An 18764-nucleotide genomic window follows, 5' to 3' on the forward strand; every position below is an offset into this window, starting at 1 on the left:
TGGACCGGTGATCGTCGCCCTCGACTCCGGTGGGACAAGCAGCAAGGCGCTCGTCATCGACGGGCCGGTGACCAGGCGATTCGAGAGCTCGGCGACGCTGTCGGGCTATCTGGATCCGTCGCGAATCCAGGCGGTGCTGCGGCAGATTCTCGCACCGATCCACGACGCGCACGAGCCGTCCGGCCCGGTGACCGTTCGGATCGCCGCCGCAGGATTCATAGACGGTCTGCGGCCCGTGTATCGGAAGGCCGCGCTCGACGTCCTGCATCACGGTTTCGGCGGCGCGGTCGTCGAGGTGAGCATCGCCAACGACGCCGTGGCACTGCTCGTCGGGCACGACGCTGACGCGGTCGTCGTCGCCGGCACCGGATCGAACGTCCTCGTCCGCGCTTCCGACGGGCGCGTGGTCCAAGGCGGCGGCCACGACTGGGTCGCGGCGGACGACGGATCGGCGTTCTGGATCGGACTCCACGGGATCCGACAGGTGGCGCGCGACCATGACGACTGCGTCGACACTCCCCTGGTCAGGGCATGCGAGGCCGCGTATTCCCGCACCGACGTCGCACGGACCCTGCGCGATCTCGCCGTCGCGGGTCCGACGATGAAGGCCGACATAGCGGCGTTCGCGCGCAGCGTCGCCGCGACGGCCACGGACGGAGATCCCGCCAGCCGCGCGATCATCGACGGACAGGCGGCCGCTCTCGCGCAGCTCGTCGACCGGACGGTCGCCCGTGCGGAGATCGCCCGTCCCATCCGGGTGGTCGGATGCGGAGGAATGTTCAACGACGCGGCCTATCGGGCCGCGATCCGAGCGCGCGTCGCATCCGACGTGGAGTGGACCATCGTCGACGACGGGCTCAGCGCTCTGACGTCGGCCGACGCCCGGTGGGACGTCGATCTCGGCTCCGCTACTCCCCTGCGTGTGACCCGCGCCGGATGACTGTCATCGAAACGGTTGAATGCTGAACTCCGGCAGGGGATTTCGAGGTGATGAGCGATACGGTCGAGAAAGGTGTGGCACCGGATCTTCAGGGGTGAGTCGTGGTCGTCAGACGGATCGGCGTGGTCGAGGACCACGCGTCAGTGGTGCTCGGCATCGAGGTGATGCTCGCCGACAGTCCGGGCCTCGCGGTCGTCACGTCGGCGACGACGGTCCCCGAACTCCTCGCGGGACGGCCCGACCTCGACCTCGTCCTGCTCGACCTGCGGCTCGCCGACGGATCGTCTCCCTTCACGAACGTCGAAGCCCTGCGGGCCGCAGGCCTGGAAGTGCTCGTCTTCACCGGAGCCGAGAACCCCTACATGGTGCGCCTGGCCGCGAAGGCAGGTGTCCTCGGCATCGTTCGGAAGTCGGCCCCGGTCGACGCCGTCGTCGAGGCGATCGAGGCCGCAGCGGCCGGCCTGCCCGTCGTGACCACCGAATGGGCCGCCGCCATCGACGGCGATCCCGACCTGTCCGAGGTGGGCCTGAGTCCCCGCCAGCAGGAGGTCCTCGCCCTGTACGCCTCGGGTGAGAAGGCCGACCGCGTCGCGCGGTTGACGGGCCTGTCGCGGGAGACGATCAACGACTACGTCGCCCGAATCCGGGCCAAGTACGCGGCCGCCGGGCGTCCCGCCGCGACCAAGGTGGACCTGTACATGCGCGCCGTCGAGGACGGCCTGCTCCCGATGCCCGAGCGTCCGGCCTGATGGTCCTGTCGCTGGACTCGACGACCGGAGAGAACCTGGACCGGATCCTCCGGATGTTCGCCAGGTTCACCACGGTCGGCTACGTGGCGTACGCGCTGATGCTGTCCGGATCGGTCGTCGAGTGGGCCGAACGCACTCCGGTGTGGTGGACGCCGGTCGCGGTCGCGCTGGTGTTCGGGACCGGTCTGGTCCCAGGCCTGCTGTCGTTCCGGGAGAGCGTCCGCGCCATCCGATGGTCGGGGGCGGTGGCGGCGACGTCGTTCCTCGTGGTCGTCGCGTCGTTCCCGTTCGTCTGGAACGGCAACGGCGTTCCCATCGACAACGGGGTGTGGTTCGCGGCGTTCCCCGGACTCGCGTCGATCGCCGCCGTCATCGCGTGGCCGTCGTGGATCGCGTTCTCGCACATGGTGATCGGGTGCGTGTCCGTGCAGGTGATCAACATGTGGGTCCGCGACGGCGCGACGATCGGCGGACTGTTCCCGGAGATCGCGTTCGCGATCATGTTCTGCAGCCTGTTCGTCGGCGGGTCGGTGATGGCGCTGCGCACCGGGCGGATCCTCGACACCACCACCGCGCAGACGCACGCCGCAGCCGAGGCCGCGGCATCGCAGCGCGGCCGCATGGTGGAACGTGAGCGCTTCGACGCGTTGACGCACGACGGCGTCATGGCGACCCTGCTCGTCGCATCGCGTGCGGGGGCGTCCGAGCAGGTCGGCGCGTTGGCGAAGGCGACGATCACCGAACTCGACGACATCAGGTCCGGCGTGCGGACCGACCGCCCCTTCACGTTGGACGAGGCCGTCGTCCACCTGCGGGCGGCCACCGCCGACGCCGACGACAGGGCGGCGTTCACGTGCGTGTCCGACGGCGACGGCAAGGCTCCGTCCGACGCCGTGTGGGCGCTGGGCGCGGCCCTGTCGGAAGCGCTGCGGAACAGTGTCCGTCACGCGGGCGCGACAGCGGTCCGACGCGTGGACGTCGCGACGTCGCCGGGCCGGATATCGGTGCGGGCGTCCGACGACGGCGTCGGCTTCGACCCGTCGGCCGTGGCGCCGCACCGGCTGGGCGTCGCCGTGAGCATCCGCGGTCGGATGGCGTCGTTGCCGGGCGGAACGTCCGACGTGTCGAGCAGTCCGGGCGGTGGGACCGTCGTCTCGCTGGGGTGGACCGAGAATGACTGAGCGAGTCGACGCGGGCGACGTCCGCGAGCTGATGGGCCTGCACTCGGCGGCGGCTCGCATCCTCGTCGGGTGGTTCGTCCTCACCTACGGGGTGCTGGCCGCCACGACGGCGGAACCGGGCGGGCTGCTGTTCGAACTTGCGGGTTGGGCGCTCGTGAGCATCGCCGCGGTCGGGGTGATCACCGCGGTCGGAGACCCGCTTCCGCTCGGGTGGACGGCGTTCATGACCGCGGCCGGGCCGGGTGCGACGCTGCTGGTCTTGTCCACGCTGCCCGCCACACCGGGCGCGTTGCAGTTGTGGCCGCTGTCCGCGTCGACCGCCGTCGCCACGTACATGTGCGTCCGCGGCCGGACGCTGTGCGGCTGGGCCTCGATGATCCTCGCGATCGCCGTCACGATGGTGTGGGCGAGTGTCTCGGGCCAGGGCGCCGGATACGGGTTCACCGTGTCGCTGATCAATCTGGCTCCGCTGGTCATGGCGACGTTCTTCGCGTGGACCATCCGACCCGCGGCACGCGACATCTTCCTCCTCCGACTGCAGGGCACGCAGCGGGCCGCGGCGGAGGCCGCGCACCGGGCGGTCCTCGACGAGCGTGACCGGCAACTCGTCGGACTCGACACGCTGGCGCGGCCGCTGCTGGAACGTCTCACCGATCCGTCCGCGCTGTCCGACGAGGAACGACGCGCATGCGGGCTCCTCGAAGCGCAGCTGCGCGACTCCCTCCGGGCCAGGTCGTTGGCGGTGCCGGTGGTCACGGAGGCGGCGCGTTCGGCGCGCGGCCGCGGAGTCGACGTGATGCTGCTCGACGATCACGGACTCGACAACGCGCCCGCGGACACAGTGGATCGGATCGTCGGGACGGTCGCCGAGTCGCTCGACTCCACGGAGTCGGGGACGTTGACGATCCGGATCCTGCCGCCGGGCCGGGAATGGTTGATGACCGTCGTCCAGAGTGCGGGCGACGTCATCGATCGGCGCGTCTACGACTCCGACGGGCTGCTGGGGCATGTCTCCTAGTCCAGGGACCCTGATCGGGTGTCATCCGATCGGTTCCCCCGAAAAGTCGGGTCTGTCGCCGGCTCGGCGAGCGTCTTACGGTGTCTGCGACACGTGTACGCAATGGGAGGTAGGACGAGATGACGGTGACCGGATCGGACGTCCGTGGACTCGTGGACCGGGCGCATACGATCCCCACGGGCAGGCGGGCCGTCCCGATCAGCGTCGAGCTGCCGCGGACGGACGGGACCGTCGGTCTCCTCGATGTCCGACCGTTCGAGGCCGCGGCCATGCAGTCGTGGTTGGGATCGATCGGGCATCGCGCCCGCGTCATCGTCGCCGCCGACCTGCGGGCGTCGGAGGTCCCGTCGGTCGTCATCGCGCGTGACCCGCAGGCGATCGACCCCCGCGTGGCTCGGCACCTGCGGAACGTCCGGTTCATCGCCGTCACCGATCGCCCGACGGACGGGACGTCGTCGGCGGTCGTGGTGATCGTCGACTCCCCGACCGCGCCCGACGAGGTGCAGGCCGTCGTGGACGGCGTGCTCGGCGGGCGACGACGCGGCGCCAGAATCCGACTGTCCGAACGCGAACTCGACGTCATGACGACGTACGTCATGGGAGCCACGGTCTCCAAGACCGCGGCGAAGCACTTCATCGCCGAGGCCACCGTGCGAACGCACTACCAGCGGGTCACCCGCCGCTACGAGGAGGCGGGGCGGCCCGTCGCCAACAAGTCGCAGCTCCTCGTGCGGATGGTCTCCGACGGCTGGATCGAGCTGGAGTGACTCACGGTTGACCGGACTGTGACCCCTCCGGGGTCTCTGGATCTTCGATGATCCAACCGTCCCGCATCATGCGCTCGAGCAGCCATCTCGTGGTCGTCGGGGTTTCTGGCTCGCGGTACCGGTTGGCGACTCGGTAGTAGTGGGAGCGGAAGGTGGCCTCATCGACGACGTGGAGCCGGGCGGTGTACGCGACTGTGAAGCCTGAGAAGTACGTCGCGAGTAGTGTCCGCTCGCGTCGGGTGGTGGGGACCGCGCCGTCGTTTGGGGTGTCAGCTGGGAGGTACTTCATCGACGACTGCTCGCTTTCGATCGGTTGACCCTCCCACGGTAGGGAACGGCGCAGCGCGGGTGGTGCAGTTCGGGAGCCCGTCATCTGAAACGACGAAGGCCCGTCCCTCCCGTGCGGAGTGCCGGGCGGCACTTGTCGGCCTCCTGGCGAACCATCAACTCCAGAGTTGATGGTTTCCTCGCTCACTTCGCCGTCAGCGAGCACACGCGAGATCACCTGCCCGTAAAGTTGCGCGATCTCCGCTTGAGTCAGCCAGACGGTGCCACCCGCCGCCCGCAACTGGTCAAAGAAGACGGTCACGAGGGGCCAGAATCGGGCGAACTCGTCGCCGCGACTGTAGCGCCCGCCACCGACACAACGCAGACAGCCCGGCACCTCCGATAAGGAGGTGTCGGGCTGTCGTCTGTGCGCGAGCGACTACTCGGCGCCGATGATGAAGGCTTCGAGCTGCTGACGAGCGATGTCGTCGGCGATCTGCTTCGGCGGGCTCTTCATGAGGTACGCCGATGCGGGCAGGATCGGGCCGCCGAGGCCGCGGTCCAGAGCGATCTTCGCGGCGCGGACCGCGTCGATGATGATGCCTGCCGAGTTGGGCGAGTCCCAGACCTCGAGCTTGTACTCCAGGTTCAGCGGCACGTCGCCGAAGGCGCGTCCTTCGAGGCGGACGTACGCCCACTTGCGGTCGTCGAGCCACTGGACGTAGTCCGACGGGCCGATGTGGACGTTCTTGTCGTAGACCTTGCCGGACAGCGGGCCGTCCAGGATCGAGGTGACGGCCTGGGTCTTCGAGACCTTCTTCGACTCCAGACGCTCACGCTCGAGCATGTTCTTGAAGTCCATGTTGCCGCCGACATTCAGCTGGTAGGTGCGGTCCAGCTCGACGCCGCGGTCCTCGAACAGCTTCGCCATCACGCGGTGGGTGATGGTGGCGCCGACCTGGCTCTTGATGTCGTCGCCGACGATCGGGACGCCTGCGTCGACGAACTTCTGCGCCCACTCCGGGTCGGAGGCGATGAAGACGGGCAGGGCGTTGACGAAGGCGACGCCCGCGTCGATCGCGCACTGCGCGTAGAACTTGTCGGCCTGCTCCGAACCGACGGGCAGGTACGAGACGAGGACGTCGACCTTCGCGTCCTTCAGCGCCTGCACCACGTCGACGCCGTCGCCGTCGGCCTCGGTGATGGTCTCGCGGTAGTACTTGCCGAGGCCGTCGAGGGTGTGGCCGCGCTGGACGGTCACGTTCAGCGGCGGGACGTCAGCGATCTTGATGGTGTTGTTCTCGCTGCTGTTGATCGCCTCGGAGAGGTCGAAGCCGACCTTCTTGGCGTCCACGTCGAACGCGGCGACGAACTCGACGTCGCGGACGTGGTACGCACCGAACTTGACGTGCATGAGGCCGGGAACGGTGGCGTTCTCGTCGGCGTCCTTGTAGTAGTGCACACCCTGGACCAAGGATGAGGCGCAGTTGCCCACGCCCACGATGGCCACGCGCACGTTGTTGGTTTCACCCATGGTCGGGATCTCCTTCTTTCTGTGGCGGTACGACGGAATGCGGTACCGCCGATTTCTTTCCTTCTTCGATGCCGTCGCCGGATGTCGGCGCACTGGCATGCAAATCTGTGGACCCCGCGGAGGCCTCGTCGGCGATGAGCCTGTTGAGCCACTGGACTTCGCGTTCGGACGACTCGAGGCTCAGCTCGTGCATCTGACGGGTGTAGTGGTCGCCGGTGCCCATCGCGCGGCCGAGCATCTCGCGGAGCCCTTCGCGCCGCTCCTCCACCTGGCGGCGACGGCCCTCGAGGATGCGCATGCGGGCGACGGCCGGGGTGCGGCTGAAGAACGCGAGGTGCACGCCGAAACCGTCGTCGGTGTAGTTCTGCGGGCCGGTGTCGGCGACCAATTCGCTGAACCGGGCCTCACCGAGTGGCGTCAGTCGGTAGACGCGGCGTCCGCGGCGAACCTTGACGCCGGTGGTGGCGTCGGCATCGTCTTCGGCGATGAGACCGTCGGCGCGCATGCGGCGCAGCGTCGGATACAGGGAGCCGTAGGAGAAGGCGCGGAACGCGCCGAGCAGTCCGGTGAGCCGCTTGCGGAGCTCGTAACCGTGCATGGGCGATTCGAGTAGAAGGCCGAGAACTGCCATCTCAAGCATGCTCGGAACTCCTCTCGGCTCGTTGTGACGGCTGGATGCAACACCCAATGTATCGCATCGATATAACCGGACTCGAACTGATCGGTAGCATCTCGGCTTTGATCTCCATCACAGGCAGCAGTCGGCGTCCGCGCGTCTAGGCTGGACCACGTGCACCGCCAAGAGATCGACTACGCCCTCGCCAGGCGCGCCACGCTCGCGCGCATGCGGGCCGGTGAGATCGCCCTCGCAGACGTGTGTGATGCGGACACCTACCTCCTGCGCGCCGCGAAGTTTCACGGCCAGAGCACCGACCGCCCGTGCCCGGTGTGCCGAAAAGAGCAGGTCACACTGGTGTCCTGGCTGTTCGGGGGGAGCGCGGGCGGACCGTCCGGGACTGCCCGGAGCGAGTCGGAGATCGGGCTGCTGGCGACCAGGTCGCCGGAGTTCACGGTCCACGTCGTCGAGGTGTGCCGCACATGCCGCTGGAACTATCTGATCCAGTCGTACGTTGCCGGGGTGCCGGCGCGCGCAACGAAGCGCCGCCGGGCAGCGAAATAGACGTAGAAGGGCCGACTCGTGGCGTGACGCCTGAGTTGGCAGGGACGCGCGAGTGCGTCAGAGTTGTGAAGACGGTTCCCGTGCGGGACCGGTGAGTTCATAGAAGTGGGTGAGCGATGACCAGCGAAGCTGGCGACAAGGCAGAAGGCCGACGGACCGCCGCGAAGATCGCGGCGTGGGTCCTCGGCCTGATGGCCGCCGCGGTGCCGGTGGTCGCGATCATCGGAGTGGTCGCGTTCGTGTTCACATACGTGACCGTCGTGGTCCCGGCTCCGGGCGACATCAAGCAGAACCAGGTGGCGACGATCGTCGACGCCAAGGGCGGCGTGATCGCCAAGGTGGTCCCGCCCGAGGGCAACCGCATCGATGTGAAGTACGAGAGCATCCCGTCGTCGATGGTCGCCGCGATCAAGGCCGCGGAGGACCGCGACTTCGACTCCAACGCGGGCTTCTCCCTGCGCGGCTTCTCCCGCGCCGCACTCGGCAAGCTCACGAGCGACGCCGGTGCGGGCGGCGGGTCGACGATCACGCAGCAGTACGTGAAGAACGCCATCGTCGGCGACGAGGCGACGGGCGTCGCGGGTTACAAGCGCAAGTTCAAGGAACTCGCGATCGCGACCAAGATGTCGACGCAGTGGTCCAAGGAAGCCATCATGGCGGCCTACCTCAACACCATCTACTTCGGACGCGGGGCCTACGGCATCGCGGCGGCCGCGAAGACGTACTTCAACCGGGACATCACGAAGGTGACGCCGCAGGACTGCGCGAACCCGAACCTGCCGAAGTCCAAGCGCGTCAACTGCATGTCCGACTCGGAGTCGGCCCTGCTGGCCGGCATCGTCCGCGGCCCGTCGATCTACGATCCGGCCGTCAACCCGGAGCTGGCGACCGACCGCTGGAACTACGTGCTCGACGGCATGGTCGACATCGGTTTCATGACGAAGGCCGACCGTGACAGTCAGAAGTTCCCGAAGGTCGCCGCGGTCAAGGAAGCCGACTCGACCGACACCAAGAGCGGTCCCAACGGACTCATCGAACGCAAGGTGCTCGCCGAACTCGAATCGCTCGGCATCTCCGAGCAGCAGGTCCGCACCGGCGGACTGAAGATCACCACGGGGATCAAGCCTCAGGTGCAGAACGCGCTCGTGTCCGGGGCCCGTTCGGTGATGGAGGGCGAGCCGAAGGAGCTGCGCTCGGCGTCCGTGTCCATCGACCCCGCGACGGGAGCCGTCGTCGGCTACTTCGGCGGCAACGACGGCCAAGGCTGGGACTACGCGTCGGCGGGCCTGCAGACCGGATCGGTCTTCAAGGTGTTCGCGCTGGTGGCGGCGCTCGAACAGGACATCCCGCTGTCCAAGCGCTACGACTCGAGTCCGTACGTCGGCCCGGGTGGAATCACGATCAACAACTCCGACGGCGAGAGCTGCGGAACGTGCAACCTGGCGACCGCGACCAAGATGTCGCTCAACACGGTGTTCTACCGGTTGATGATGGACCTCAACGGCGGGCCGCAGGCCGTCGCGGACACCGCGCATCGCCTCGGCATCGCGGAGAGCTTCGGCGACATCGAGCACACCCTCAGCGAGCCGAACGGCAAGCCGGAGAACGGCATCGTCCTCGGCCAGTACCCCACCCGTGTCCTGGACATGGCGTCGGCGTACGCGACGCTGGCGGCGTCGGGCATCTACCGTGAGCCGTACTTCGTGCAGAAGGTCGAGACCTCGACCGGCGACGTGCTGTTCGACCGTGAGCCGAACAAGGGCAAGCGGGTGGTCTCGGCGGCCGTCGCCGACAACGTCTCGGCGGCCCTCGCCCCGATCGCCGCGTACTCCAACGGCAACTCGCTGTACGACAGCACATACGGTGCCCGCCCGTCCGCGGCCAAGACCGGAACCGCCCAGCTCGGCGACACCGGTGAGAACAAGGACGCCTGGATGGTCGGCTACACGCCGCAGCTGTCCACCGCGGTCTGGGTCGGCACCAACAAGGGCACCGCACTGCGCAACTCGTACGGCGGAACCGTCTACGGCAGTGGCCTGCCCGCACAGATCTGGCGCGCGCAGATGAACGGGGCCCTCGAAGGCCAGCCGATCGAGCAGTTCCCGGATCCCGAACCCGTCGGTGGACAGGCGGGTGTCCCGTACGAGCCGCCGCCGACCACGTACACCCCGTCGGAGACGACCCGATCCCGCACGCGTCCGCGTCTGCCCGGCGAAGGCGACGACGGGAACATCACGGTGCTGCCCGGCATCACGATCCCCGGCGGAAGCAACAACGGCAACGGGAACGACAACGGGACCGGAAACGACAACGGCGACAACGGGAACGGAGAAGTGACCGTGCCCGGCGAGGAGAACAGTCCGAGCCCACGATCCCGCGGTCACTGAGTGACAACGCCGCAGCCGACCGAGCCCGATTCGACGCCCGACGCGTCGAATCGGGCCGACGGCGTCTTCGACTCCCCCGCGCCGCTGTCCGACGACCTGCGGCTGGCGACCGATCGGGTGCTCCCGTCACGCAGCGAACCGCTGGTCGCCGAGCTGAGCACGTCGATCGGCGGCCCCGTCGGCCTGCACGCCGCGATCGGCCGCAACCGGACGTGGACGCCGCTGCGGGTCCTGTTCCTGCTGGCCCTGATCGTCTTGTCGTTCAGTTGGTTCGGCAAGGCTGGAGGCTGCCTGCAGCAGGCTCCGGCGACCGACGGCACCTCGACCATGCGGCTCGACTGGGATCACCAGCGACAGTTCTACGGCCTCTGCTACTCGGGCGTGATCACCGGATACACCGAAGATCACCTGACCGCCGCCGACCTGCGTGACGGCGCGGCGCCGTACCGCACCTACTGGACCACCGACGGCGTCAAACAGTACATCGGCGTGCCCGTGGTGACGGCCGCGTTCATGTACGTCAGCGCGCAGGCGGCCCGCGGGTGGGGCGCGTTCACCGAGGCCGTGGGCCTGCCGAGGTCGCTGGACGTCGTCAACTACTTCAACATCGCCGCCCTGCTGATGGCGATCGCCTGGCTCATCGCGGTGTGGGCGACGATGCGGACCCGGCGACGGGATCCGTGGCTCGTCACGCTGATGGTGATCTCGCCCGTCGTCCTGGTGCACGCGTTCACGTCGTTCGAGGTCCTGCCGGTGATGTTCACCGCGCTCGCCATGTTCGCGTGGTCGAAGGAGCGCCCGTGGCTGACCGGCGTGTTCGTCGGACTCGGCGCCGCGACGACGTTCTATCCGCTGCTGTTGATACCGGCGATCGTCATCATCTGCGTCCGCGAACGACGTCTCGCCGACGCCGCGGGAGTGGCGATCGGTTCCGCGCTGGCGTGGGGATTCGCCAACGCGGCCGTCGCCGCGATCTATCCGTCCGGCTGGCGGGCCACGTTCACCCAGTGGCGTGACCGTCCGGCGGGCCCGGACACCGTCTACCGGCTGATCTCGCAGGTCACCGGGTGGGATCCGCAGCCGGCCGTCGTCAACGCGCTGATGTTCGCGCTCATGATCGCCGTCGTGAGCGGTGTCATGTACCTGGGTCTGCGATCGCCGCGCGAACCGCGGCTGCCCGTCTTGATGTTCCTGCTGGTGGCCGGGCTCCTGCTCGTCGGCAAGGAGTGGCGGCCGGAGATGTCGCTGTGGCTGGTGCCGCTCGCCGTGCTCGCCATCCCACAGCCCCGCGTGCTGCTCGCATGGATGACGTTCGACGCCCTGCTGTGGATTCCGCGCATGGCGTTGTTCCTCGCACCCGACCGCAAGTGGGTGCCCGTCGAACTCTTCTACGTCGGCACCGCGATCCGCTGGATCATGGTCGTCGCGCTCGTCGTGTACGTCGTGTGGGACGTCCTGCGGCCGGTCGCCGCGCATCACGCGGACCGGGACGCCCCGCATCTGCACGCGTCACCGGCACCGACGTAGTCATTGGATTGATTCCGGGTGGCGCTGGTTTCGACTCGACTCCTCGGCTGACGCCTCGGTGTCGGCTCAACCACCACGTTGAGGTGCGCCTCTCGCCCGGTGGTTGAGCAGCGTGTCGAAACCCCGGAACCCGGGCTGGACCTCCGTCAGGACGACGCGGCGGAACGGTCGGCGAGGGTGTCGCGGAGGGCGGGCCAGTCGTCGTCGGTCATGGCGAACTGGGCGGTGGTGCGCCAGCCGTCGCCGAATCGGCGGTGCTTGCGCAGGAGCCCCTCGAACTCGGCTCCGAGCTTGCCGATCGCGGCACGGGAGCGGGCGTTCTGCTCGTGCGTGTGCCAGACGACACGGACGGCGGCGCACGTGTCGAAGGCGTGCTCGAGAAGCAGCAGTTTCGACGTCGGATTGACGACGGTCCCCATCGCGGCCGGGCCGTAGAACGTGTAGCCGACGGCGAGGGTCCGGTTGTCGGCGTCGACGTCGTAGAAGCTGGTGGTGCCGACCAGTGCGTCGCCGTGGACGACGGCGAACGCGACGCGCGACGGCGTGGACTGCGCCGTCTCGATCCACGAGACGGCAGCCTCGGTGGTCTGGGGAATGGGCCCGGTCCACCGGTAGAGCTCAGAGTCGGACGGTGAGACGAGTCCGGCGAGAGTCTGCGCGTCCGATGTGCGAATCGGGCGCAGTGTCACGTCGCCGCGAGTCAGTGTCGGCTCGCCGAGCCACACGCGTGCGGCTCGACGGTCGGCGTCGGCGAGCCGAGTGAGCGGTCCGCGCGGCGGAACACGCGTGGTCAGGTACGACGCGAGTGGTTCGCGGACCGGGGCCGACACGAAGACCACGATCATCGCCACCAGGATCAACGCGTGCACCCACACGCCGACCATGACGCCCACCTGGTCTTTCAGCGGGGCGAGCGACGTGTCGTGGGTGAACGCCATGAGCTTGAAGACCGAGACGTCGAGCACCCAGTCGGCGATCAGGTACGCGGCGATCACGAACCAGCGCACGCGGAGCATCGCGAAGAACGGCAGGATCCACAGCGTGTACTGCGGCGAGTGGACCTTGTGGAACACCATGAACGCGCACAGCATCGCGGCCGCCACGCCGATCCACGGGAAGACGCCGTCGCGCTGCCACATGCGCCAGCCGAGGACGACCGCGACGGCGAAACCGGCGGCCACCAGCAGCGGGGACGCGACACCCACGATCGAGTGGTAGGCGTCGGTCTGCCCGCCGACGATCGGCCGCAGGCCCCAGTACCAGATGCTGTTGGTCGTCAGGTCGGCCTCGCGGCGACCTTGGAAGTCGAGCGCCGCCTTCCACCCGCGGAATCCGGCGATCATGAACGGTGCCTGCGTCGCGATCACCACGGCGGCCGCCGTGCCGGTCACCCACGCCGCGCTCACCCAGTCGAGCGCGCGACGCGCCCGGAGCGACTCGCCGCCGGTCAGGACGTACAAGGCCAATGGGACGACGAAGAATCCCGGATACAGCTTCAAGGAGAAGCCGACGCCGAGGAACACCGCGGCGACGACGGCCGACGTCCGCGGGGACAGTCGGCGGCCGCCGGTCCGCGGATCGACGCTGCCGCCGTACGCCATGACGGCGATCGCGGCGACCGCGGTGAAGACGACGGGCAGCTCCCAGTTGTGGAAGGCGTACAGGACCAGCGGCGGCGTCGCGGCCCACAGCAGCACCCACCAGCGGGTCATCTTGCCGAGGAGGACGGTGACGGCGATCGCGAACGGCGCCAGGATCAGCGCGCTGTGCTGCAGGAACTGCAGATCGTTGTGGGCTCCGATGGCTCCGAGCCACAACAGCATGCCCGACAGGACCGGGTACTCGACGACGCCGCCGTACAGGTGGCCGTTGTCGTCGATCCCGCCGTGGATGTACGGGAAGATGTGCAGGTCCACGCCGCGGCCGATCCACAGCCGCATGATGTCCGAGTAGCAGGGGACGAGCGCGTCGCGCGCACCGACAGGGAAGTGTTCGCTGCGTCCGAATGCGTCGAACGGGGCTCCGCCGCAGACGGCTTTCACCCGGTAGGCCCACACGAGCGCGACCACGGTCAACAGCACCGCCGTGATCAGGATGAGGGCGGCCTCGCCGACATGCGGCCGACCGATGCGTGACGACCACGGGGCAGGCATGCGGACAAGCGTAGAGGACTCAGACGATTTCGCTGGTCACGGGCCGCTCGTGTAGCCTGGACGGGTTGCCGACGCAGGCGACCCTCCTGCCGCGGACAGTCCGTGGCCGAACTAAGCCCATAGGAGGTGATGAGGTTTCATGCGTCACTACGAACTGATGGTCATTCTCGATCCGAGCTTGGACGAGCGCACCGTCGCCCCTTCACTGGATACGTTCCTCAATGTCGTCCGTAAGGACGGCGGAAGTGTGGACAACGTCGACATCTGGGGCAAGCGCCGTCTTGCCTACGAGATCGCCAAGCACAACGAAGGCATCTACGCCGTCATCGATCTCAACGCGACCCCGGACACGGTCAACGAGCTCGACCGTCAGCTGAAGCTGAACGAGTCGGTTCTGCGCACCAAGGTCCTGCGCAAGTAAGCGCCGGGCGCGTCCACGAACCACCTGTACAACCTGTGGAATTCGGCCCTGACATTGTCGGAGGTCCGCTCTACTGTGGTGCGTAACCATCACGGGAGCCTTCGGGTATTCCATACAGACGTTAGGGGAGTCTCATGACTGACACGGTCATCACCGTCATCGGCAATCTCACGGCCGAGCCGGAACTGCGTTTCACGCCGTCCGGTGCACCGGTCGCGAATTTCACGGTGGCGTCCACTCCGCGCACGTTCGATCGTCAGACGAACGAGTGGAAGGACGGCGAAGCGCTGTTCCTCCGCTGCAGCATCTGGCGCGACGCCGCGGAGAACGTGACCGAGTCGCTCAAGAAGGGCACCCGCGTCATCGTGCAGGGCAAGCTCAAGCAGCGGTCGTACGAAACCCGTGAGGGTGAGAAGCGAACCGTCGTGGAGCTGGAAGTGGACGAGATCGGTCCCTCGCTGCGCTACGCCACCGCACAGGTCAACAGGACCCAGCGCGGCGGCGGAGGCGGCTACAGCGGAGGGAACTCGGGCGGTGGGAACTTCGGCGGAGGCAACTCCGGCGGAGGCAACTCCGGTGGAGGGAACTACGGAGGAAACTCCGGCGGCGGCTACGGGGGCAACTCCGGAGGCGGCCGTCCCGCTGCATCGAGCCAGCCGGCCGACGACCCGTGGGGCAGCGCACCTGCTGCCGGCGGCGGTTTCGCCGGTGGGGACGACGAACCACCTTTCTGATTCCGGGCCCGCCAGCCCGGAGGCACTCAACTGGAGCATCACATGGCAAAAGCTAAAGGCGGCCGCAAGGTCCGCGTGGAGAAGGTCACCAAGGCCAAGGCCTGCACCTTCTGCAAGGACAAGAAGACAAGCATCGATTACAAGGACACGGCGCTCCTGCGTCGCTTCCTGTCGGACCGCGGCAAGATCCGTTCGCGTCGCGTGACCGGCAACTGCGTTCAGCACCAGCGTGACATCGCGGTGGCCGTCAAGAACTCGCGTGAAGTGGCACTGCTGCCGTTCACCTCGACCGGTCGCTGAGCGGGAAGGACAGAAACATGAAGCTGATCCTTACCGCCGCTGTCGAGAACCTCGGTGAGCCGGGCGACCTCGTCGAGGTCCGTGACGGTTACGCGCGCAACTACCTGCTGCCCCGCAACTTCGCGATCGTCGCCACCCGTGGCGCCGAGAAGCAGGTCGAAGGCATCCGTCGCGCCCAGGACGCTCGCGCCGTGCGCGACCTGGACCACGCGAACGAGATCAAGCAGGCTCTCGAAGGCCTCGACAACGTGTCGCTGACCGTCAAGACCCACGACTCGGGCAAGCTGTTCGGCTCGGTCTCGGCGTCGGACGTCGCAGGCGCCATCCGCACCGCGGGCGGCCCGGCCGTCGAGAAGCGCAACATCTCGCTTCCCAAGGGCCACATCAAGGCCGTGGGTTCGTACCCGGTCGTCGTGAAGCTGCACCCGAAGGTTGAAGCGAAGCTCAGCCTGACGGTCGTCTCCTGACGCCCGATCTGAACTGACGAAGGCCGGTCACCCGTGAGGGTGGCCGGCCTTTGTGCATCCTCAGTGAAGCGTCACTCTATAGAGTGAGGGTATCAGTGTAGAAAGTGACGCTATCACTCTATAGAGTGAGGGTGTCAGTTGTGTGCACTGAGAGTCTGGATTGTGGAGGTGAGCGAATGCAGATCGACGATCTTCACTCCGCAGTCGAGACGATGCGCCGAGCGAACACCGACCTGCCACGCATTGAAGTGAAGGCAGGCGGAGGCGGCGTCGGCAAGAGCCTCCTGCCGACGATCAGTGCGTTCAGCAACTCGCCCGGCGGGGGAGTCGTCATTCTGGGGCTCGATGAGAAGGCTGGGTTCACCCCGACTCCAGGATTTGACGCACAAGCGGCGATGGATGCGCTCGTGGAGATCGTCCGCCCGCGTAAGCATACGGAGACTCCGGGGCCGCTGACTCCACGTCCTTCGATGGTCGTCGATCGCCTGGAGTTCGAAGGCGCGGACCTCGTCGTGGCAGAAGTCGCGGAGATCGCCGCAGCCGCCAAACCTTGCTTCGTCACCGCACAAGGCAAGGAGAACGGTTCCTACACTCGGATAGGTGAGGGTGATCATCGCCTCGACACCTACGAGGTCTTCCAGATGTCGACGCTCACTGTTCCGAGCTCCGCCGATCGCGTGCCGGTATCGGGGGCGCGGATCGACGACCTCAACAAGGAGGCGATCAGCAGGACACTTCATCGTCTACGGACGAACCGGCCCAGGGTGCTCGACGGCGTGGTGTCGGATCGCGAGGCATTGGAGCGGATCGGTGTCGTCGATCGGGATACTGGAATCCCGACCCTCGCGGGACTTCTCGCGCTGGGACGGTTCCCGCAGCAGTTCTTCCCCCAGTTGATGATCAGCTTCGCTGCGTACCCCGGAGCCGACAAGACCGATGTTGTGGGTGTCGACAGAATGACCGATCGCGCCGTTCTGGAGGGTGCGATCCCCGACATGGTCGACGACGCGGTCGCTGTCGTCATCCGAAACCTGCGAGTCCGCCGAGTCAGTGCAGGGGTAGGTGCAGAGGACGTCCCGGAGATTCCGGTCGACGCCATGCGCGAGGCGATCGTCAACGCGGTCATGCACAGGGACTACAGCGAGATGGCTCGGGGTGATCAAGTCCGGTTGGAGCTGTACCCGGACCGACTCGAGGTCCACAGCCCCGGAGTCCTGTGGGGAGGTCGTGGCATCGAGGCGCTCTACGGTGGTGGATCCTGGTCGAGAAATCAGACGCTGGCCCGGTTGCTCACCGACGTTCCGTTCGCCGATCGTGACGAGAGCGTTGGAGAGAATGCCGGATCCGGGATACGGCGAATGTACGGGGAGATGACCCGGAGTGGGCTGCCGGCACCTAGATTCGTCACGACGACGTCGTCCTTCACAACCACTCTCGACAGGTTTGGACTCCTCACCCCGGATGTGCACCGGTGGCTTGATGGGTTGGGAGGCCGCGATCGGACTGCGATCGAAGACATCGCACTCGCGGTCATTCATCATCTAGGTTCGGTGACAGTCGACGAACTCCGGCGGCAGGTGGCGGTGGACAGCTCCGATGCGCGGACCGCATTGGATGACCTGACACGCGACGGACTTCTCGTACACGACCTCGGCGAGTACCGAATGAGTCCCGAGACGGCGACGGCTGATCTGACCGCAGCCGAACGCCGGGTGGTGGACGTGCTCTCATCCGGCGACACGCTGACGATCAGAGAGATTGCGGCCGCGACACAAACGACGGTGTCGTCGTTGCGGCCCGTGCTGCGCAATCTGGTGGGTGATGGTCGGATCCATGCGACAGCGCCGCCCACGAGTCGAAATCGCGCATACAGGTTGGCGAACGGATGACCGATCAGTCCTCCAGCAGCCGTCGCCCGATGATCATGCGTTGGATGTCGGCGGTGCCTTCGCCGATGAGGAGCATCGGCGCTTCGCGGTAGAGCCGTTCGATCTCGTACTCCTTCGCGTATCCGTAGCCGCCGTGGATGCGGAAGCTGTCCTCGACGACGTCGCGGCAGTATTCGGAGGCCAGGTACTTCGCCATGCCCGCTTCGAGGTCGTTGCGGTCGCCCGCGTCCTTCACGCGCGCGGCACGCACCACCATCTGATGTGCGGCTTCGACTTTCGTCCCCATCTCGGCGATCCGGAACAGGACGGCCTGATGCTGGGCGATCGGCTTGCCGAACGTCTCCCGCTGCTGCGCGTACGTCGCACCCAGCTCGAACGCGCGATTCGCGACGCCGACCGCCCGTGCCGCGACGTTCACCCGACCCACTTCGACGCCGTCCATCATCTGATAGAAGCCGCGTCCGGATTCGCCGCCGAGGATCCGATCGGCGCCGATCCGGTAGCCGTCGAAGAGCAGTTCGGTGGTGTCGACGCCCTTGTAGCCCATCTTCTCGATCTTCCCCGGGACGGTGAGGCCGGGCGCCACCTCGCCGAACCCCGGCGTCTTCTCGACGAGGAACGTCGTCAGGTTCCGATGCGGGCGGTCGTGTCCCTCCGGGGTGCGGACGAGGACCGCGACCAGACGCGATGTGCCGCCGTTGGTGAGCCACATCTTCTGGCCGTCGATGCGGTAGTCGCCGTCGCCGGTCGGGGACGCCGTCGTGGTGATCGCGGCGACGTCGGACCCCAGTCCCGGCTCGGACATGGAGAACGCGCCCGTCAGCTCTCCCGTAGCGAGGCGTGGCAGGTACCGCCGCTTCTGCTCGTCGGTGCCGTGCTGTTGCAGCAGGTAGGCGACGATGAAGTGCGTGTTGACGATCCCGCTCACGCTCATCCAGCCGCGGGAGAGCTCCTCCACGACCAGAGCGTAGGTGAGCAGGGACTCGCCGACGCCGCCGTACTCCTCGTCGATCATCAGCCCGAACAGGCCCATCTCCTTCATCTGCTCGACGATCCGCGTCGGGTACTCGTCGTCGTGCTCCAGTCCGGTCGCGACCGGCAGGATCGCGTCGTCGACGAAGCGCCGGACGGTGGCGAGGATGTCGCGCTGGACATCGGTGAGATCGGCTGTGGCGCAGAGCTTCTTCATGGAACCTTCCCGGACGTCGTCCCTGAAACCTATCGTCTGAAGCGGGCCTGACACCGTGAGA

The 18764-nt window shown here is 67.3% G+C and carries 18 protein-coding genes; 13 read left to right on the forward strand and 5 right to left on the reverse strand.

Going from position 1 to position 18764, the window contains the following annotated elements; translation table 11 throughout:
• Positions 1–7: 7 nt before the first annotated feature.
• The 5 genes from GYB83_RS05805 (at position 8) to GYB83_RS05825 (ending at position 4655) form a co-directional block, all read left to right on the forward strand.
• The gene (locus GYB83_RS05805) at positions 8–940 is read left to right on the forward strand and encodes a BadF/BadG/BcrA/BcrD ATPase family protein (RefSeq protein ID WP_161894569.1); all 933 of its coding nucleotides are present in this window, start codon (positions 8–10) and stop codon (positions 938–940) included.
• Between the two features lie 101 nt (positions 941–1041).
• Complete coding sequence (locus tag GYB83_RS05810; protein WP_161894570.1) at positions 1042–1689, forward strand: DNA-binding response regulator; 648 nt, start codon at positions 1042–1044, stop codon at positions 1687–1689.
• On the forward strand, positions 1689–2870 hold the full coding sequence (locus tag GYB83_RS05815) for a sensor histidine kinase (RefSeq protein WP_161894571.1): 1182 nt from the start codon (positions 1689–1691) through the stop codon (positions 2868–2870). The genes GYB83_RS05810 and GYB83_RS05815 overlap by 1 nt, the downstream gene beginning before the upstream one ends.
• Entirely contained in the window at positions 2863–3888 is a 1026-nt protein-coding gene (locus tag GYB83_RS05820) for a DUF8320 family protein (RefSeq protein WP_161894572.1), read from the forward strand. The genes GYB83_RS05815 and GYB83_RS05820 overlap by 8 nt, the downstream gene beginning before the upstream one ends.
• Before the next feature lie 119 nt (positions 3889–4007).
• Positions 4008–4655: a helix-turn-helix transcriptional regulator gene (locus GYB83_RS05825; RefSeq protein WP_228461188.1), complete on the forward strand. Its 648-nt coding sequence runs from the start codon at positions 4008–4010 to the stop codon at positions 4653–4655.
• Between the two features lies 1 nt (position 4656).
• Here the strand turns inward: GYB83_RS05825 and GYB83_RS23350 are convergent, their stop codons facing one another.
• From GYB83_RS23350 to GYB83_RS05835, 3 genes are all read right to left on the reverse strand, one after another.
• Positions 4657–5244, reverse strand: a complete 588-nt coding sequence (locus GYB83_RS23350; protein WP_186349720.1) for a virulence RhuM family protein — start codon at positions 5242–5244, stop codon at positions 4657–4659.
• A 117-nt stretch (positions 5245–5361) separates the two neighbouring features.
• Complete coding sequence (locus GYB83_RS05830; RefSeq protein ID WP_161894573.1) at positions 5362–6456, reverse strand: inositol-3-phosphate synthase; 1095 nt, start codon at positions 6454–6456, stop codon at positions 5362–5364.
• Entirely contained in the window at positions 6449–7096 is a 648-nt protein-coding gene (locus GYB83_RS05835; protein ID WP_161894574.1) for a PadR family transcriptional regulator, read from the reverse strand. The genes GYB83_RS05830 and GYB83_RS05835 overlap by 8 nt, the downstream gene beginning before the upstream one ends.
• Positions 7097–7246: 150 nt before the next feature.
• Between GYB83_RS05835 and GYB83_RS05840 the strand changes: the two genes are divergently transcribed.
• The 3 genes from GYB83_RS05840 to GYB83_RS05850 all read left to right on the forward strand — a co-directional run bounded on the left by GYB83_RS05840 (position 7247) and on the right by GYB83_RS05850 (position 11550).
• Positions 7247–7636, forward strand: a complete 390-nt coding sequence (locus GYB83_RS05840) for a DUF5318 family protein (RefSeq protein WP_161894575.1) — start codon at positions 7247–7249, stop codon at positions 7634–7636.
• Between the two features lie 116 nt (positions 7637–7752).
• Positions 7753–10023, forward strand: coding sequence for a transglycosylase domain-containing protein (locus tag GYB83_RS05845; RefSeq protein WP_161894576.1), 2271 nt, complete (start codon positions 7753–7755; stop codon positions 10021–10023).
• Positions 10024–11550, forward strand: a complete 1527-nt coding sequence (locus GYB83_RS05850) for a glycosyltransferase family 87 protein (RefSeq protein WP_161894577.1) — start codon at positions 10024–10026, stop codon at positions 11548–11550.
• A 146-nt stretch (positions 11551–11696) separates the two neighbouring features.
• On the opposite strand, the gene GYB83_RS05855 is transcribed toward GYB83_RS05850, so the two are convergent.
• Entirely contained in the window at positions 11697–13703 is a 2007-nt protein-coding gene (locus tag GYB83_RS05855) for a GNAT family N-acetyltransferase (RefSeq protein ID WP_161894578.1), read from the reverse strand.
• A 139-nt stretch (positions 13704–13842) separates the two neighbouring features.
• On the opposite strand from GYB83_RS05855, the gene rpsF reads away from it, so the two are divergent.
• The 5 genes from rpsF (at position 13843) to GYB83_RS05880 (ending at position 17514) form a co-directional block, all read left to right on the forward strand.
• Positions 13843–14124, forward strand: coding sequence for a 30S ribosomal protein S6 (gene rpsF, locus GYB83_RS05860; protein ID WP_008379334.1), 282 nt, complete (start codon positions 13843–13845; stop codon positions 14122–14124).
• 134 nt (positions 14125–14258) lie between these two features.
• Positions 14259–14858, forward strand: coding sequence for a single-stranded DNA-binding protein (locus GYB83_RS05865; RefSeq protein WP_161894579.1), 600 nt, complete (start codon positions 14259–14261; stop codon positions 14856–14858).
• 42 nt (positions 14859–14900) lie between these two features.
• Positions 14901–15158 carry a 30S ribosomal protein S18 gene (rpsR, locus tag GYB83_RS05870; RefSeq protein ID WP_161894580.1) on the forward strand — a complete coding sequence of 86 codons (258 nt, stop codon included), beginning with the start codon at positions 14901–14903 and terminating at the stop codon, positions 15156–15158.
• 17 nt (positions 15159–15175) lie between these two features.
• Positions 15176–15625, forward strand: coding sequence for a 50S ribosomal protein L9 (rplI, locus tag GYB83_RS05875; protein ID WP_161894581.1), 450 nt, complete (start codon positions 15176–15178; stop codon positions 15623–15625).
• A gap of 104 nt (positions 15626–15729) precedes the next feature.
• A complete protein-coding gene (locus GYB83_RS05880; RefSeq protein ID WP_228461190.1) occupies positions 15730–17514 on the forward strand; it encodes an ATP-binding protein in 1785 nt (594 codons plus the stop codon).
• Between the two features lie 4 nt (positions 17515–17518).
• Here the strand turns inward: GYB83_RS05880 and GYB83_RS05885 are convergent, their stop codons facing one another.
• On the reverse strand, positions 17519–18703 hold the full coding sequence (locus GYB83_RS05885; protein ID WP_161894582.1) for an acyl-CoA dehydrogenase family protein: 1185 nt from the start codon (positions 18701–18703) through the stop codon (positions 17519–17521).
• Positions 18704–18764: the final 61 nt, after the last annotated feature.

Origin of the sequence: Gordonia spumicola (assembly GCF_009932475.1) — a bacterium.
GTDB classification, from domain to species: Bacteria; Actinomycetota; Actinomycetes; order Mycobacteriales; family Mycobacteriaceae; genus Gordonia; species Gordonia spumicola.

What these genes read in the sequence shown, in the direction of transcription:
- GYB83_RS05815 (WP_161894571.1), top strand. Translation starts at nt 1,689, where the DNA reads ATGGTCCTGTCGCTGGACTCGACGACCGGAGAGAACCTGGACCGGATC.
- GYB83_RS05820 (WP_161894572.1), top strand. Translation starts at nt 2,863, where the DNA reads ATGACTGAGCGAGTCGACGCGGGCGACGTCCGCGAGCTGATGGGCCTG.
- GYB83_RS05825 (WP_228461188.1), top strand. Translation starts at nt 4,008, where the DNA reads ATGACGGTGACCGGATCGGACGTCCGTGGACTCGTGGACCGGGCGCAT.
- GYB83_RS05830 (WP_161894573.1), bottom strand. Translation starts at nt 6,456, where the DNA reads ATGGGTGAAACCAACAACGTGCGCGTGGCCATCGTGGGCGTGGGCAAC.
- GYB83_RS05835 (WP_161894574.1), bottom strand. Translation starts at nt 7,096, where the DNA reads ATGCTTGAGATGGCAGTTCTCGGCCTTCTACTCGAATCGCCCATGCAC.
- GYB83_RS05845 (WP_161894576.1), top strand. Translation starts at nt 7,753, where the DNA reads ATGACCAGCGAAGCTGGCGACAAGGCAGAAGGCCGACGGACCGCCGCG.
- GYB83_RS05855 (WP_161894578.1), bottom strand. Translation starts at nt 13,703, where the DNA reads ATGCCTGCCCCGTGGTCGTCACGCATCGGTCGGCCGCATGTCGGCGAG.
- rpsF (WP_008379334.1), top strand. Translation starts at nt 13,843, where the DNA reads ATGCGTCACTACGAACTGATGGTCATTCTCGATCCGAGCTTGGACGAG.
- GYB83_RS05865 (WP_161894579.1), top strand. Translation starts at nt 14,259, where the DNA reads ATGACTGACACGGTCATCACCGTCATCGGCAATCTCACGGCCGAGCCG.
- rpsR (WP_161894580.1), top strand. Translation starts at nt 14,901, where the DNA reads ATGGCAAAAGCTAAAGGCGGCCGCAAGGTCCGCGTGGAGAAGGTCACC.
- rplI (WP_161894581.1), top strand. Translation starts at nt 15,176, where the DNA reads ATGAAGCTGATCCTTACCGCCGCTGTCGAGAACCTCGGTGAGCCGGGC.
- GYB83_RS05885 (WP_161894582.1), bottom strand. Translation starts at nt 18,703, where the DNA reads ATGAAGAAGCTCTGCGCCACAGCCGATCTCACCGATGTCCAGCGCGAC.